This is a genomic window from Krasilnikovia sp. MM14-A1259 (assembly GCF_047159535.1).
Lineage (GTDB): Bacteria > Actinomycetota > Actinomycetes > Mycobacteriales > Micromonosporaceae > Actinoplanes.
Genome location: NZ_BAAGAJ010000002.1, coordinates 6,707,851 through 6,724,465, shown reverse-complemented (window position 1 = coordinate 6,724,465; position 16,615 = coordinate 6,707,851). Strand labels below are relative to the sequence as shown.

Here is a 16,615-nt window from a genome sequence, read left to right as displayed (position 1 = left end):
CCCGGTTCAGTGGGGCAGACGGACCACGAAGACGGAACCCGCGTCGTCGCCGGGCTCGTAGCGGATGTCGCCGCGGTTGGCCCGGGCGAGTTCGCGCACGATGTACAACCCCAGGCCGGTCCCCCGGACCGTGCCCGCGGTGCTGTCGGCGCGGGTGAACCGGTCGAACAGATGCTCCCGGAACTGCGCCGGCACCCCGGGCCCGCGGTCCTCGACCGCGATCTCGACGTGGTCGTCGAGGCGCCGGGCGGCGATGCGGGTGGCGCCGCCGCCGTACTTGTCGGCGTTGGAGAGCAGGTTCGCCAGGATCTGGTCGAGGTGGCCGGGCTGCGCCAGCGCGGTGAGTTCCGGAGGGCAGTCGATGTCGGGTTGCCGGGAGCCAGGGCTGTGCAGGACCGCCGCCCACAGGTGTTCGCGCAGTTCCACCGGCTGAGGGTGCGCGGTGAGGCGACCGGCGTCGACCGCGACGAGGGCCAGCACCTCCCGGACGATGACGTCGAGGCGCCGGGCGTTGCGGTGGATGCTGTCGAGGAGCTGGTGCCGGCGATCCTCGGTCAGCGTCGTCCAGGATTCGGTGGCCACTTCGGCATACCCGAGGATCGAGGTCAGCGGGGTGCCGATCTCGTGGCCCAGCATGCCGATGAGGTCCAGCTTGAGCTGGTTGGCCGCTTCGAGTTCGGTGTTGCGGTCGGCGAGTTCGGCCGCGGCGGCGTCGCGGGCCTGTTCGGCCGACTTGCGGGCCGAGATGTCGACGAACACGCCGATGAGGTGCAGCGGGCGGCCGTCGGTGTCGCGTACCAGGGACACCGTGGCCTCGACGTCGATCCAGTGGCCGTCGGCGTGGCGGACCCGGCCTTCGTGGCTGTAGGCGTCACGTTCCCCGCCGTACAGGTCGGCGACCTGGTGGCGCATGTCGGCGGCGGTGTCGGGGTGCAGCAGCGCGTCGGTGGGGTTGCCGATCAGGTCCGCGGTGGCGCGGCCCAGCATCGCGGCGAAGGCCGGGTTGACGTCCAGCAAGGTGCCGTCGAGCGCGCGGACGATCTGCCCGACCGCGGAGTGCGTGAACTGGGCACGAAACCGCTGCTCGCTCTGGTGCATGGCGGCCTGCGCCTCGCGGACCGCGGTGATGTCAGTGTTGATCTCCAGCACGGTGGCGGTGCCGTCGAGCGCGTCCTGCAGGACCTGGCGGCTGAGCACCGTGATCGTCCGGCCGTCCGCGGTGAGGTGGTCGAGCTCGCCGTCCCACACCCCGTCACGGCGCAGGATGTCCGTCTGCTCCGCCGGGCTGGAGCCACCGGGGAACGCGGTGGCCAGCAGCCGGTGGGTGACCTTGCCGTGGGCGGCGCTCGCCGGCCACCCGTACGTGGCCTCCGCACCGGCGTTCCACCAGCGGACCGTGCCGTCCAGGTCGCGGACGATGACGGCGGCGGGCATCAGTTCGAGCAGGCGCGCCTGGCGGCGGAGCTGGGCCTGGGCGGCGCGGGCGGCGGTGACGTCCTCGATCTGGCTCACCAGGTACCCCGACGGGGACTGCCCGTCGTGGGCCACCGCGGTGCGGATGCGCACCCACAGGATGTGCCCGTCGGCGTGGCGGTACCGCTTCTCTATCGTGGCCGTGTCGACCTCGCCGGAGGCGAGCCGCGCCACCGTACGCATGGTGTCGGCGACGTCGTCGGGGTGCTGCAGGTCGGACGCGTGCATCCGGACGAGCTGCTCGACCGGGTAACCGGTGATCGCGGCCATCGCCGGGTTGGCCTGCAGGAACGCGCCCCGGTTCGCCGGGTCGAGGCTGGTCAGCACCATGCCCAGCGGCGAGTTGTCGAACGCGACCCGGAACCGCTGCTCGCTGGCCTCCAGCGCGGCCAGCGCACCGGTGCGTTCGGCGAGCAGGGTGGCGTTGCGCGCGTACTCCTCGGCGTGGCGCAGTGCGGCACTGAGGCTGCCGGCCAGGAGTTCGATCTGATAAACGTCGCCGTCGTCGAACGCGTCCACCTCGGCGCTGGAGATCTTCAGTACGCCGATCGGCCGGTCGCCGCTGAACAGCGGGGCGACGCACATCGAGCGCAGGCCGACCCGCCGGCAGACTTCCCGGTTGACCCGGGGGTCGGTTTCGCTGTCGTGGCATTGCACCGTCGTACGCTGCGACATGGCCACGCCGGACAGCGACCCTTCGATCGGCAGCCGGGTCCCCAGGTGCCCGGACAGCGTGCCGATCGCGGCCACGTAGTCGAGATCGTCGCCGACGACCAGTTCCACCACGGCGCCGTCGGCGGACGGGAACGCCTTCATCGCCTGGTCCGCGACGACCTCAAGCACCTGGCCACGGTCGTGGGAGGCGGCGGTCACGGCGCGCTGCGCGTTGATCGTGGCGAGCAGGATCTGGCTGTGCCGGGTGGCGCGGGCCTCGTCGCGGCGGCGGCCGGTGAGGTCCTCGACCTGGACCAGCCGGTAGCCGAGGCCCTGCGGCCCGGGGATCGGGATCAGGGTGATCCGGGCCCAGACGGTGTCACCGGCGCGGCGCACGAACCGCTGCTCGTAGCTGATCACGGCGGCCGGGTCTCCGCTGGCCGCGGCACGGGCCGACTCGCGGACGCCGAGATCGTCGGGGTGCGTCAGGGTCACGCATTCGACGCCGAGAAGGTCCGGGGCGTCCCGCTTCACCAGCTCGCAGAACGCCGGATTTACCTGTACAAACCGGTAGTTTTCGTCCAGGATCGCCATGGCGACCGGGCTGGCGTGGAACGCGGCCTGCTCTGCGCCGTACGCGTGCGCCTGCGGCAGAACCGCCACCCGCTCGCTCATGCTGCCCCCACCGCCGCTCGGAACCGAGACCACAGATCCGTCCTACGATTCGGCGGGCTCGCCAGGAACCTGAGAGTGATGTGTCAGTTACTCTCAGCTCTGGTGCCGCGGATCATGGCGTCGCGGACTCCGCCGGGATACACGCACGCATGGTGGTCCCCGTATCGGCGCTGCTGTGCAGCACGGTGATCTCACCGTGGTGACGTTGCGCGATCAGCTGCGCCACGGGCAGGCCCAGCCCGGCGCCGGGGATCGCCTGCTCGGTGGTGATCTGCCCGCGGTAGAAGCGCCGGAAGACGTGCGGACGCTCGTCCGCGGGGATGCCCGCCCCGGTGTCCGAGACGATCAACTCGGCCATGTCGTCGACGCGCGACAACCGGACGTCGATCCGCCCGCCCGCCGCGCTGAACGTACTCGCGTTGGTCAGCAGCTCCGCCACCATCTGGCCCAGCCGCTCCCGGTCGCCGATCACGGGCAGTTCCGCCGGAAGATCCGCGACGATGTCCAGCTGCTTGCGGGCGGCGGCCGCCCGCACCACGTCGACCACCCCGGCGACCACCCCGGAGAAGTCGATCGGATCCTGGCGGACCTCGGCCTGGCCGGAATCCAGAGCGGACAGATCCAGCAGGGCTTCCACGAGACGACGCAGCCGGTCGCTGCCGCGGCGGATCGCCGCGGTCATCGGCGCGGCCTCGGCCAGGGTGGTCGCCGGGTCGGCCTCCTCGATCAACTCCACGTACGCGGCGATCACGGTCAACGGGGTACGCAGCTCATGCCCGACCAGGTGCAGGTACTCGTCCTTGCTGGCGGACAGGGCGTTCTGGAGTTCCTCGGCGCGGCGCCGTTCGATGAACTGCCCGAGGTGTGCGGCAATGCCGGACAGCAGGGCGACGAGGGCGTCCTGCCGGTCCTCGTCCTGGTCGGTGAACAACGTCATCACCGCCAGAGTCCGGCCGCCGGAGGAGATCGGCAGCGCGAGCGCGGTGCGCAGCCCGTACAGGTCCGCGGGCTCGATGAAGGTCGCCGGGCCGCCCTCGGTCTGCCACACCGGCTCGGCGCGCTGCCATGCCGCACCGGCCAGGCCCTCCCCGGGCATCAGACGCACCGGCACGGGCAGGTCGATGTCCATGCTGGGCCCCCGGTACCGGTCGATGTGGCGCAGCACCTCGCCGCCCGGGGTCGGTTCGACCAGCCACAGTTCCGCGTACGGCCAGCCGAGCGTGCCCGCGACCGCCTCCAGCACCCGCGGCGCGGCCTCCTCGACGGTCGTGGCCTCGTTCAGGGCGAGCGTGACCGCCAGCTCGCACCCGCGGAACCGTTCCGCACGGCGGCGGGCGGTGATGTCGTGGAACACCGACACCGCGCCGAGTCTCTTCCCGTCCGCGTTGGTGATCGGATGGGCGTTGACCGCGAACAGCCGCCGCCCGCCGTCGGGGCTGGTGGCGACGTGTTCCACGCCGTGGACCTGCTCCCCGTCCAGGGCTCGCAGCACCGGCACCTCGTCGGCCGGGAACGGCTGCCCGTCCGGCCGCGTCACCGGCAGCACCGGCAGCCACCGCTCCGCGGGCTGGTCGATGGGGGCGACCCCGATCCGCTCCCGCAACGACCGGTTCACCAGCACCAGGTGACCCTGCGCGTCGCAGGCCATGACGCCGGTGTCCAGGCTGTTCAGCAGCGTGTCCAGGAAGCTGCGCTGCTCCTCGATCTCCTGGCGGGCGTACCGCTGGCCGACCAGAGCGGTGCACGTCTGGGCGGCCTCGTCGACCGCGGCGAGTTCCTCCGAGTCCCAGTGCCGCGGGCGCGTGTCCATCACCGCGCACACACCGACGATCTGTCCGCCGGGGTCACGGACCGGGAAGCCGATATAGGAACGGATCCCCAGGGCCCGGGCCGGGGCGTCGGCCGGGACGCGGGCATCCTCCTGCACGTTCTCGATCATCAACGGGAAACCGTGCTTGATCACCAGGCCGGACAGCGTGAGCGAAGCGGGCACCGCCTCCATCCGCGGGAGCGCCTCGGGCACCGCCCAGGCACCCATCAGCCGCATCCAGGAGCCCTCGGCCAGATGGATCATCGCGATGGGAGCGGCGGCGGCCCGGGCCGTCAGGGCGGCGAGCCGGTCGGCGGTGACGTGAGCCGCCGCGCCGGGGTTCCGCTTGAGCTCCGCCAGCGCATCGCCGCGCACCGAAGGATCGATCGATGCATCGGCCGCGGAGGAGGACCTGCGACCGTGCTTCGCCACGTGATAAAGGTTACCCTTCCGGCCTATGCCGTATACCCGGACAGAGCCGCCAACTCAACCCGCCCGCCAGCCCGCCGGGTCCACCCCGCCCGGCACCGGCGCCGCGGGGTCGTAGGGCTGCCGGGTGAAGACGAACGTGGCGACATCGAGGTGGGTCACCACGCCCGCGGCATCGCGGACGACCCGGAGCGGCTCACCGGTGAAATAGCCGCTGAGCCCCTCCCACCGCCCGTCGCCGGTCGGGCGCAGCCGGGTGCTCCGCCCAACCGGCCAGCGCGGCCAGCTCCAGGCAGCCGTCGGCCTGCGGCCGCAGCACGTACGGCGACGGCCCCCAGTACCACGGCCCCGCGAGATCCAGCAGGGCCGGATCGACCGTCGGCAGCGGGCGCCACGGCTCCGGGATCCGCGGCTCCCGGACGGCGACCGTCTGCAGCAGGTCGGCGGCGAGCCCACCGATGGGCAGGCCGGAGGTCACGTTGCCCAGCGCGACGACACCGAGGTCCTCGTCGGCGCTGGTCCAGACCGTAGCCACGAAACCCGGCAACGAGCCGGTGTGCCCGGCCAGCAGGCGGCCGTCGCGGCGCAGCAGCTGGGTGCCGAGCCCGTAGCCGCTGTCCCACGCGGTCGCCTCCGGCGGGCAGGCGGGCACCCGCATCTGCGCGACCGAATCCGGGTTCAGCACCCGCGGGTCACCGTCGAGGAGGAACGCCGCGAACCGGGCCAGGTCCGCGGCCGTGGACCACAACTGCCCCGCCGGCGACATCCGGCCGGTGTCCACGTCGGGTTCGGGCAGCAGTACGTCGGCCCACGGGTGCACCGCCCAACCACGGGCGTGCGGCGCGACCTGGTGCATGGTCGTCCGGGTCATCCCGAGCGGCGCCAGCACCTCCCGCTGCAGCACCCGGTCCCACGCGTCGCCCCGGATCCGCTCGACGAGCGCGCCGAGCAGCGCGTACCCCGGATTGGAGTAGTGGTGGCGCTGACCGGCGGGAAGCAGCTGCGGGTCCTTGCCGAGCACGTCGGCGAGCTCGGGCCGCAGGGCGCCCGGGGTGCGCTCCCACCACGGGCCGGGAGGTTCCGCGGCCAGGCCGGCGGTGTGCGCGAGAAGGGCGCCGACGGTCGCCTCACCCACCGGCGTACCGGGCAGGTGCCGGTCCAGCGGGTCGGACAGGTCGAGCAGGCCCTCGTCGCGCAGCCGCAACACCAGCACCGCCACGAACGTCTTGGTGATCGAGCCGATCCGGTACTGGGTGTCGCCGTCCGGCACGACACCGTCCACCTGGCCCCAGCCGTGCATCCACACCGGACGGCCGCTGCGCACCACGGCGGCGACCACCGAGGGCGCCCGTCCCTGCACCTGGCCGGTGGCTAGCCGGTGCACCAGAGCGCGCCGGGTCTCGGGCAACAGATCCGCTTCGATCATCGACATGGCGGCCAACCTACCCGCCGTCCGAAAACTCCGCTTCCGTACCCGGCCCTGGGGGCTGGCACTGAGGTGCCGTCCGTGGTTTCATTGACGACGGAACGGCCGGACATCTCCCCCCGTGGATGCCCGGCCTTCCGTCTGTCTGGGCACCGATCTGTTTGGGCACCGATCGGTGCCCGCGCGCCTAGCGCGCCTAGCTCGCCGCCGCCGCGCCCGGAATGACGATCTTCCCGTCACTGAGCTGCTGCTCGAACGCGTCCAGCTGAGGCTTGATGTCGTCCACCTTGCCGCCGGAGGTGGCGTACTCGATGCCGTCGCTGCGCAGGCCGAACGTCACCGTGCCGGCGGTGAACTTGTCCTCGCTGACCGACTTGATGAATTCGAACACTGCCGTGTCCACCCGCTTGATCATGGAACTGAGGATGACGTCGCGCAGCTCCGGCGGCACCAGCTGGTACTGGTCGGAGTCGACCCCCAGGGCCCACTTGCCGCTCGCCTTCGCGGCCCGGAAGACACCCAGGCCGGAGCCGCCCGCGGCGTGGTAGACGACGTCGGCGCCACCGGCGTACATCTTGGCCGCGGCCGCCTGGCCGGCGGTCGGGTTGATGAATCCGGAGCAGGCGTGCTGCGGCGTCGACAGATACTTGACCGCCACTCCCGCGGACGCGCGTACGGCCTTGACCCCGGCCGTGAACCCGACCTCGAACCGCTTGATCAGCGGCAGGGTGCAGCCGCCCACGAAACCGACCTTGCCGGTCTTGCTCTTGAGCGCGGCGGCCGCGCCCATGAGGAACGAGCCCTGGTCGTCCGCGAAGACCAGGTTGGTGAGGTTCGGGGCGTGCACGGTGTCGACGTCGACCGCGGCGAACTTCGTGTTCGGGCAGTCGTGCGCGGCGCGCGCCAGCGGGCCGTTGGCCGGGTCGTTCCCGGCGTACACGAAACCGACCGCGACGACGGCCTTGTAACCGGCGTCACAGAGCAGCTTCAGGCGGCCGTACCGGGCGTCGTCGTCCTCGCTCTGCAGTGCCTCGAGCTCCTTGATCTGGACGTCGAGGCTCGTCTTGGCCTTCTCCAGCCCGGCTGCGGCGGCGTCGTTGAACGACTTGTCCCCACGCCCGCCGATGTCGTACGCGAGGCCGACCGTGATCGCCTTGTGGGCGGCCGCAGGCTGGCCGGAGGAGGCCTTCCCGCAGCCCGCCGCGGCGAGGGTCACCAGCGCAACCGCTGCAAGAACGACTGATTTACGTGCCAATGTGCCGGACACCGCACTGGATCCTTTCCGACGACGCTCACCGACCCGTGCCGGTTGTCCTCATATCGGAAAACGTACGACCGATGTGAGCCTTAGAAGTCATAAGACTTCTTGACCGCGCGAAGAGGTTCCGTTGAGTGCAGTAAGGCGTTCCACCGTCGTGATGCTGACGGCTGCGCTCATCTTCATGATCGCAGCGCTCGGCAGCGCCGCGTCGGGGCGGGCCAGCGCGCTCAAGACGGAACAGTCCGAACTCGCCCAGCGCTCCGCGGTCGGCTCGCACAAGATGAGCGAGTTCTTCGAACGTGCCAGCACGATCGTCGAGCTCAGCGGCCGCAACTACTCGTTCGTCGACTACTACGGCGGGGAGATGTACGGCGACCACGGCCAGCTCCCGCTGAAGGCCAAGCCGACCGACCAGATCGTCGAACGGGTCAACCAGGACCTCGCCCACATGGGCCGGATGTACGCCGACCGGACCGGCACCGCCGCTTTCCTCGACGTCTCCGGCGTCACCAACGCCGCCGTGGTGCACGGCGAGCCGGTCGCCCGCGACAAGCTGCCCCAGAACAGCCGCACCGCGCCGTACTTCGCGCCGGTCTTCGGCGTCTCCCCGGGCGTGGTGCGCCAGTCCCGGCCGTACCGGTCGGCCGCCGACGGCGACTGGGTCATCTCCAGCGGGACCCAGGTGCTCATGCCCGACCACATCAAGCACGCGATGGTGCAATTCGAGATCACCGTCGACGGCTTCCGCCGCGAGCTGGACGACGGGAACGGACGCCTGCTGGTCGTCGACGCGAACAGCGGCGCGGTCGTCATCGACAGCGCCCGCCCGCAGACCGCCGGCACGCCGCTGGGCGATCCGGGCAACCGGCAGTTCTCCCCGCTGCTGGGCAACTGGGACGACGCGGGCTTGATGAAGATCGACGGCCGCCAGGCCGCGTACCAGCGGGTGCCCTCCGAGGTCGGCAACGACAACCACTGGTACGTGGTGACCATCGCGCCGGGCGCACCCGGCGTTTTCACGGGCGTCGGCGTGCTGCCCGGCGTCGTCGTCCTCACCGCGGCCCTGATCATCGTGTACGCGGTGATCATGCTGCGCAAGAGCCAGTCCGCGCTCGTCCGGGCTGCCAACACCGACCCGCTCACCGGCCTGCGCAACCGCCGCCGGCTGGAAGCCGACCTCGCCGTCCTGCTGCCCAAGTGCAGTGCGGACGATCCGCTGTACCTCACGCTCAGCGACCTCAACGGCTTCAAGGCCTACAACGACACGCTGGGGCACCCCGCCGGGGACACGCTGCTCGCCCGCCTCGGGAAGGGACTGTCGGAGGCGCTCGAGGGCCGCGGAGGGGCGTACCGGATCGGCGGCGACGAGTTCTGCGTCCTCGCCCGCGCGTCGGACATCGACAGCCCCGACGCGCTGATGTCCCTGGTGAACCAGGCCCTGCGCGCGGACCACGACCGCGTACCGGTCACGGCGTCGCACGGGCTGGTCGTGCTGCCGCACGAGACCAGCGAACTGAGCGCCGCCATGAGCCTCGTCGACCGCCGCATGTACCAGCAGAAGCAGGCCGAACGGGACCGCGTCGCCCGCTGAACCCGCCCGCCGGTTGTCATGGCGTAGCAAGGTCCCCCGACTGCTTCAGCGCCGCCCGCCCGGACCGATGAGGCGGAGGACGGCGGGAGGTGGACTCGTGGACGGCGCACTGATTGACGCTGACCGGCTGTCGGCGGCCCTGCTGGCGCAGGAGGAGCAGGTCACCGTGCACGCCGAGGCCGGCTACGTCGCCGCGGTGGAGCTCGAACGGCAGGCCACCGCCCTGGGCGACGAGATGCTCATCGCCCGCGCCCGCCTCGTGCACGCCAACATGCTCAGACGGACCGGCGACGTGGCGGCGGCCACCAAGCAGGTCCACGACATCCACGAGTGGGCTCTTCAGCACGGCGATCGCCGGTTGCAGGCCCGCACCCATCTGTCCTGGGCGTACATCAAGCGGCTGACCGGCGACACGGCCATGCGCCTGGAACACGCGCTGAGCGCGGTCGAACTGCTCGACGAGACCGCCACCCCGTACATGCAGGTCTGGTATCGCTGCACGCTGGCCGACGCGCTGGCCGACAACGGTGACATGGACGCGGCACGGCCGCGTTTCCGCCAGGCCGAGGCGCTGGCCCGGGAGCTGCACCAGTGGGAGCAGCTCACCATGGTGCTGAACAACTGGGCCGTCTCCGAGTACGAGAACGGCAGCTTCCCGCGGGCCCGGGACGTCGCCGACCGGATGCTGGCGCACGCCGCCGAACACGGGTTCGACCTCGAGCTCGCGCAGCTGGACACGATCGGCGTGATCCAGATCGAGAGCGGCGAGTACGCCCAGGCCGAGCAGACCATGCTGACCTGCATCGCGAGGCGCGACGCCGGGGAGAGCGACAACGCCGACGACCTGGCCGAGTACCTGCTCAACCTCGCCCGTGCCCAGCGCGGGACCGGCGCCACCGACCGGGCTCAGGAGAGCCTGGACGCCGCCCGCGACCTGTGCGTCGACCGGGAGCTGCACGGGATCCTGGTCCGCGTGCATCAGGAACAGTCCGAACTGCACGCCGCCCGCGGCCAGTACGCCGAGGCGTTCGCCGCCCAGAAGGTCTTCGTGGCGGCCAAGGAGAGCCTGCGTGCCCGCCAGGAGCAGGCCAAGGTGCTGGCCCGGCAGGCCATGTTCGAAACCGCCGAGGCGCGCGAGGAGGCCGACCGGTTCCGGGAGCAGGCCCGCCGCGATCCGCTGACCGGGCTGCGGAACCGCCGCTTCGTCGACGAGGAACTTTCCGCGCTGATCGCCGGCGATCCCGACCTCGCCGTGGCGATCGCGGACATCGACCATTTCAAACAGATCAACGACAAGCTCTCCCACGACACCGGCGACCAGGTGCTGGTGCAGGTCGCCAAGCTGCTGGAGACCGAACTTGCGGCGGTGGCCCCGGAGGGGTTCGTCGCCCGCCTCGGCGGCGAGGAGTTCCTGCTGGTGCTTCCCGCGACCCCGGTCACGCCGGCCACCGGTCACCTCGACGGGATCCGCCGCGCGATCGCTGAGTTCGACTGGCACGGCGCCACGAACGGCCTGCCCGTCACGGTCAGCATCGGCGTCGCCGGGGTCAGCGAGACCTCACCGCGGAGCCAGTCGGCGGCGCTGGCCACCGCCGACCGCAACCTGTACGCGGCGAAGAAGTCCGGGCGCAACCGGGTCGTGGCCGGAACCGAGCCCGAGCCCTTGCAGCGCGCTTACCGCGACCGCCACGTTCCCTGACTCACGACTCGCGGTTGAACAGCCGTTTCGACCACAGGTATCCGCCCGCCGCGATGGCCGCGCACCAGCCGAGCGCGATCCACCCGTCGTTGCCGATCGGCGTGCCCATCAGCAGACCCCGCAGGGTTTCGATGATCGGCGTGAACGGCTGGTGCTCGGCGAACCAGCGCAGACCGGCCGGCATGGATTCGGTCGGGACGAACCCGCTGCTGAGGAACGGCAGCAGGACGAGCGGCATGGGCAGGTTGCTCGCGGTCTCGACGCTCTGGCTGACCTGGCCGAGCGCCACGGCCAACCACACGAGCGCGAACGTCACCACCACCAGGAAGCCGGCCGTCGCCAGCCACCCGCCCAGCCCGGCGGCGGGCCGGAAGCCGACCAGCAACGCGACACCGATCACGATCGTCACGCTGAACATCGCCTGGATCACGCTGCCCAGGACGTGCCCGGTGAGCACCGAGACGCGGGCGATGTGCATCGTACGGAACCGGGCGATGATGCCTTCGGTCATGTCCATGGCGATCGAGATCGCGGTCCCCTGGACCGTGGCGGTGATGGTCATCAGGATGATCGCGGGCGCCACGTAATTGGCGTACGCGGCGCGACCGTCGGCCGCACCGAGCCCAGCGCCGAGCGTGCCGCCGAACACGTAGACGAACAGCAGCAGGAAGACCACGGGCATCGCCACCAGCGTCACCGTCATCGACGGGTACCGCAGCATGCGCTTGAGATTGCGGCGCAGCATCGTCGCCGAGTCGCGCAGCGGATGGAAACGGAGGCTCGCCGGCGCGGGGCCGGTAAGGGCGTCGGAGCTCATCGGGCGCTCACCTTCTCGTCGTCGGGGTTGCCGGTGATGGCGAGGAACACGTCATCGAGATCCGGGGTGTGCACGGACAGTTCGTCGACCTCGACGGCCCGGTCGTCGAGCCGTCCGATCAGCGCCTTGAGCGAGCGCAGGCTGCCGTCGCTGGGCACCCGCAGGGTGAGCGCGTCGGCGTCGTGCGAAGCCTGACCCAGCACCTTCAGGGCCGCGTCGAGGCCCTGCGGGTCGGCGAACCGCAGACGGATGTGTCCGCCGGGGATGCGGCGCTTCAGTTCCTCCGCGGTGCCTTCGGCGACGACCCGGCCGCCGTCCAGGACCGCGATCCGGTCGGCCAGTTCGTCCGCCTCTTCCAGATACTGTGTGGTCAGAAAGATGGTGACGCCGTCGGCCACCAGGTCGCGGACGATCTGCCACATGTCCCGGCGGCTGCGCGGATCGAGCCCGGTGGTCGGCTCGTCGAGGAAGATCACTTGCGGGCTGCCGACCAGAGTCATCGCCAGGTCCAGCCGCCGCAACATCCCCCCGGAGTACGTGGAGGCGGGCTTGCCCGCCGCCTCGGTCAGGCCGAACCGGGCGAGCAGCCGGGTTGCGCGCCTGCGGCCGTCGTCGCGGGTGAGGTGGTGCAGATCCGCCATCAACCGCAGGTTCTCCTCGCCGGTGAGCAGCTTGTCCACCGCGGAGAACTGGCCGGTGACACCGATCGCGGCGCGCACCGCGTCCGGCTCGCGGGCGAGGTCATGCCCGGCGACCTGGACGTCACCGGCGTCCGCACCGACCAATGTGGACAGAATTTTTACGGTCGTGGTCTTCCCAGCACCGTTCGCGCCGAGCAGCGCGAAAACTGTGCCTCGTGGCACGTGCAGATCGACGCCGTTGAGCACGAGCTGGTCGCCGAACGACTTCCGTAGCCCGGTCGCGACGATCGCCGCCCGGGATTGCGTGGTGGTCATGATTCCCTCTCTGCGGGCCGGGGTGGATCAGGAGCGGTGGACGGTGATGTCGCCGTACGAGGTGCGGCCGCGTACCTCGACGGTCTGGTCGGTCTCGTCGGGCCGGGTGATGTCGTCCATCAGGTTGCGCACCTGCCCGAACGCGGTGTTGACCTCCAGCCAGGCGGCGGTGCCCTCGGCGATGCCGATGTCCAGGTCGCCCATGGCGGTGCCGACGACGATCGAGCCGCGCGCCACCCGGCCGAGGCGGATACTGCCGTTGGACGACTTCGCGTCGACGCCGGCACCCGCGCGTTCGACCTGGATGTCGCCGTTGGCGGCCCGCACCCGTACGTCGTCGGTGACCGCGCCGATCGTGGTGTCGCCGTTGGAGTTCTTGACCACCGCGGTGCCTTCCACCTCGCCGACCTCGACCCGGCCGGTCCCGGTGGAGATCTCGGCGTTGCCGGCGACGGCGGCGACGGTGACGTGGCCGGCGGAGGTGCTCAGGCGCAGCGGGCCGGTCCGGTCGAGCTGGACGTTGCCGCCGGAGGTCTTGAGCCGGCACGCGCCGAGCGGGCCGGCGGAGCGGATGTCACCCATCTGCATCTCGGCCGAGATCTGCGAGCCGCCGGGCAGCTCGATGGTGACGTCGGCCGACTTGAGCCGGTTGCGGGCGTAGTCGAAGGGGCGCGCCTTCGGGCCGGTCACCCGCAGCACTCCGTCGTTGTAGTCGACGCGGATCTGCTGGGCGGCTTTCACATCGAATTCGTTGGCGTCGTCGCTCGGGCGGACCTCGACGATCGTGTCGGTGCGGTCGCCGGCAACTATCCGTACGTCGCCGACGCCGAGTTCGAGCGTGACGGAGATCGGTCCGGGCGTTTCGTACTGTGGCATGGTTGTCCCCGCATCATGGGTGGGTGAGTCGTCCCCGCAGGCCGGGGGACGCGGTGTGAAGAAGCGTGGTGTGGCGACGGCGAACGGCGCGGTCAGCGCACCCAGCCGGTGAAACCCTGCTTGCTGCGTCTGGCGCTGCCGCGTTGCTCGGGCCGCTCGGTGGTGGGCTCCGGCCGCTGCAGGGCGGTGGCGGCCGCCCGGACCAGCCAGGCGTTCACCGAACGCCCCTCCTTGGCTGCGGCCTCCTCGATCGCTGCCTTGAGCTGCTCGGGCAGACGTACGTTGATCCGCGCAGCGGGGCCTTCCTCGGCGATCAGCAGCTCGGTGTCCGGCGCGCGGCTTGCCGGCGTGGCGGTGTCGTCGGCCGCGAGCCCGGGTGGATCGGTGGGCGGTGGGGTCACGACGAAGTTCGGGTCACGGCCGCGCAGGCGCAGCTCCACCGAGCCCGGGGCGAGATCCCGGGTGATCTCCTCGGTGGCGGCCGACAGCGCGTCGAGCAGCGTCATCCGGATCGCGGATTCGAGCGGCCCGGTCAGGCGCTCGACCAGCGCACGCGCCTCCTCGCCGCCGGCGTCGGCAAGCGTGGCGAACTCACGTCCGAGGTTGCTCACATACGTGGTCAAGTCCATGGTGCCATGGTGGCACACAGATGGCACCACTGCAAGAGACTTTGGCTCAGCCGTGTGCCACTTTGGCACCACCCTTGTTCATCTTCCTCCGCGGCGCACCATCTCGGCGATCCAGATGGGCGCGAACGGAGACGTACAGTTCGGCGGCGTCGGGTAGTCCTTGAGCACCTCCAGGCGCTCACCGATGTCGATCGCCCGGGCGCGGAACTCGGCGTGCTCGATCCCGACCTGCGCCAGGCAGTGGTTCATCGCCCACTGCAGGCGCGCCGGGGCGTCCTTCATCTCCGCCTCGATGTCGTCGAGCAGCCCCCCGAGGTCCAAGCCGTCGGGCTGTTTCGACACGCGCTCGACGGTCAACGCCCAGCCCGCACTCGCGACCACCGGATCCGGATCGGCGAACCAGGCCAGGCGCAGCTCCTCGGCGTACGGGCTCTTCTTGACCACGTAGTTCACGAGCCAGTCGTGCACCTTCGGGGTACCCGCCTCGCGCAGCATGACGTCCAGCTCGTCGCGCGTGAACGCCTTCGGACGGCAGATCAACAGCGCCAGCAACCTCGCGGCGCTGTCCCCGCTGTCCCACAGCCGGCGCGCGAGGTCCTGCTGTGTCTTCAGGCGCTTCGCGATCGCGCGCAGCTTGCCGAGGTTCACGCCGTGGTCGTCACCGTGCTTCTCGTTGACCTCGCGAATCCTCGGGTCCTCGAGCGCGGCCAGCTCGGCCATCACGTCGGCCACCGTAGTCTCCGTCACCTGAGCCTCCCGTCCGTCCGGACATGCTCCGCCGCCATTCCTCGGCGAGCCGACTCGGCCGGCATGCGGGTGCGCACGGAGCCTAACCTCGGCGCATGGCCATTGTTCGCTGTCAGCGCGGAGGACTGTTCGAAACCATCTGGGTGCCGCTGGTCTCGTTCAAGGCGGTACGCCTGGGGAGCCGTCGGTTCCAGCGTTGCCCGGTCCATGGTCGCTGGGAACTCATCGAGCAGGTGGATGCGGCCACGCTCTCCGACCAGGAACGCGCGCAGGCAGCCCGCTTTCCGGCCGGCCCCGTCCCGTAGGAACGGCTGGCGAAGCCGACCGACGGACACCAGGCCCGCCAGCAGCTACTCATGCGGTGACCGCGGGAAGCAGCGGCCGGGTAGCGGTGGACCGCTATGTTCGTCGATGTTGCGGGCGGTCACGGGACCCTGCCTGGCCACGCGGTAGGGGGCTGTTCATGTTCAAGGTGCGCGGTGTCGTTCTGCCCGAGCGGGAAGAGCGGACGTTCTGGATCGACGGCGACCGGCTGCGTACCGATCCGGTGCCCGGCGGCGACCTGATCGTCGACGGCGGATGGATACTGCCCGGGCTGGTCGATGTCCACACGCACCCGGGCAGCACCGACACCCCCGAGGACCCGTTCGACGAGGAGATCCTGCGCAAACACCTGGTGGATCATCGCGAGGCGGGTGTGCTGCTGGTCCGTACGCCAGGCACGGCGGGCCGCATCCCCGACTGGGTCGACGCCGATCCCGACCTTCCCCGGGTCCATTCAGCCGGGCGCTGGCTGGCGACTCCGAACCGGTTCGTGCCCGGGTACGGCCGCGAGGTCACCGAGGAGGAGCTGGTGGCCGCCGCAGTGGAGGAGGCGACCGCCGCGTCCGGATGGTGCAAGATCCACGCCGATTGGGGCTTCGACTATCCCCCGCTGCCGTTCGAGGTGCTGTGTGAGGTCGTGAAAGCCGTCCACGCCGTCGGCGGACGGGTGGCCACACACTGCCAGACCGCGCAGGGAACGCGTAACGCGGTGCTGGCCGGTGTCGACAGCCTGGAGCACGGCTGGTTCCTCGATCAGGAACTGATCGACCACATGGTCCACAACGGCACGGCTTTCGTCCCCACGCTGACCGTCTTCCAAGACAAGATCGCGGAGGTGCGCGCACGCGAGGACAGCCCGCGACGCGACTGGGCGCTGAAGGGTTGCGAAGGGACACTGGACACCGTCCGCGCCGCCGTGGACGCCGGCGTCCTGGTCCTGGCAGGGACGGACAGCTATCCGTGCGGCACGATCGCGACCGAGGTGGACTGGCTCATCCGCGGCGGGTTGTCGTCCGAGGCGGCGATCGGAGCCGCATCGTGGACAGCCCGGTCATGGCTCGGACTGCCGGGGCTGGTCGACGGCGCACCCGCGGACCTGGTCGTCTACGACAGTGACCCCGCCCTCGACCCGCGGGTTCTCGCCCATCCCAGCGCGATTATCCTGCGCGGGCGGGTCCACCGTTCCCGCCGCGCCTGACATCGGGGCGGACGCCCTTCCCGTCTTCGGATCGGAGCGAATGCCGCTAC

Annotated in this window: 13 protein-coding genes; 4 read left to right on the top strand and 9 right to left on the bottom strand. The window is 70.8% G+C overall.

Features of this window, described 5'->3' with window-relative positions:
- Nucleotides 1-6: 6 nt before the first annotated feature.
- From ACMCNK_RS30635 to ACMCNK_RS30620, 4 genes are all read right to left on the bottom strand, one after another.
- Entirely contained in the window at nt 7-2,802 is a 2,796-nt protein-coding gene (locus tag ACMCNK_RS30635; protein WP_412739810.1) for a PAS domain S-box protein, read from the bottom strand.
- Between the two features lie 112 nt (nt 2,803-2,914).
- The gene (locus ACMCNK_RS30630; protein ID WP_412739809.1) at nt 2,915-5,044 is read right to left on the bottom strand and encodes an ATP-binding protein; all 2,130 of its coding nucleotides are present in this window, start codon (nt 5,042-5,044) and stop codon (nt 2,915-2,917) included.
- Nucleotides 5,045-5,237: 193 nt separating this feature from the next.
- Nucleotides 5,238-6,473, bottom strand: coding sequence for a serine hydrolase domain-containing protein (locus tag ACMCNK_RS30625; RefSeq protein WP_412739808.1), 1,236 nt, complete (start codon nt 6,471-6,473; stop codon nt 5,238-5,240).
- Nucleotides 6,474-6,663: 190 nt separating this feature from the next.
- The gene (locus ACMCNK_RS30620) at nt 6,664-7,683 is read right to left on the bottom strand and encodes a BMP family lipoprotein (protein WP_412739807.1); all 1,020 of its coding nucleotides are present in this window, start codon (nt 7,681-7,683) and stop codon (nt 6,664-6,666) included.
- 202 nt (nt 7,684-7,885) lie between these two features.
- Between ACMCNK_RS30620 and ACMCNK_RS30615 the strand changes: the two genes are divergently transcribed.
- Complete coding sequence (locus ACMCNK_RS30615; RefSeq protein ID WP_412739806.1) at nt 7,886-9,319, top strand: GGDEF domain-containing protein; 1,434 nt, start codon at nt 7,886-7,888, stop codon at nt 9,317-9,319.
- 97 nt (nt 9,320-9,416) lie between these two features.
- Complete coding sequence (locus ACMCNK_RS30610; protein WP_412739805.1) at nt 9,417-11,018, top strand: diguanylate cyclase; 1,602 nt, start codon at nt 9,417-9,419, stop codon at nt 11,016-11,018.
- A 1-nt stretch (nt 11,019) separates the two neighbouring features.
- Here ACMCNK_RS30610 and ACMCNK_RS30605 read toward each other — a convergent pair whose 3' ends face one another.
- From ACMCNK_RS30605 to ACMCNK_RS30585, 5 genes are all read right to left on the bottom strand, one after another.
- A complete protein-coding gene (locus ACMCNK_RS30605) occupies nt 11,020-11,835 on the bottom strand; it encodes an ABC transporter permease (protein WP_412739804.1) in 816 nt (271 codons plus the stop codon).
- Nucleotides 11,832-12,791 (bottom strand): ATP-binding cassette domain-containing protein, encoded by a 960-nt coding sequence (locus ACMCNK_RS30600; RefSeq protein WP_412739803.1) that lies wholly within the window; start codon nt 12,789-12,791, stop codon nt 11,832-11,834. Before ACMCNK_RS30600 ends, ACMCNK_RS30605 begins: the two co-directional genes overlap by 4 nt.
- Nucleotides 12,792-12,818: 27 nt before the next feature.
- The gene (locus ACMCNK_RS30595) at nt 12,819-13,667 is read right to left on the bottom strand and encodes a DUF4097 family beta strand repeat-containing protein (protein WP_412739802.1); all 849 of its coding nucleotides are present in this window, start codon (nt 13,665-13,667) and stop codon (nt 12,819-12,821) included.
- A 92-nt stretch (nt 13,668-13,759) separates the two neighbouring features.
- Nucleotides 13,760-14,296, bottom strand: coding sequence for a YlcI/YnfO family protein (locus ACMCNK_RS30590; protein WP_412739801.1), 537 nt, complete (start codon nt 14,294-14,296; stop codon nt 13,760-13,762).
- A gap of 78 nt (nt 14,297-14,374) precedes the next feature.
- Entirely contained in the window at nt 14,375-15,043 is a 669-nt protein-coding gene (locus tag ACMCNK_RS30585; RefSeq protein ID WP_412739800.1) for a DNA alkylation repair protein, read from the bottom strand.
- Between the two features lie 95 nt (nt 15,044-15,138).
- Between ACMCNK_RS30585 and ACMCNK_RS30580 the strand changes: the two genes are divergently transcribed.
- Together ACMCNK_RS30580 and ACMCNK_RS30575 are read left to right on the top strand one after the other, a co-directional pair.
- Nucleotides 15,139-15,348 carry a hypothetical protein gene (locus tag ACMCNK_RS30580; protein ID WP_412739799.1) on the top strand — a complete coding sequence of 70 codons (210 nt, stop codon included), beginning with the start codon at nt 15,139-15,141 and terminating at the stop codon, nt 15,346-15,348.
- 158 nt (nt 15,349-15,506) lie between these two features.
- Complete coding sequence (locus ACMCNK_RS30575) at nt 15,507-16,565, top strand: amidohydrolase family protein (protein WP_412739798.1); 1,059 nt, start codon at nt 15,507-15,509, stop codon at nt 16,563-16,565.
- Nucleotides 16,566-16,615: the final 50 nt, after the last annotated feature.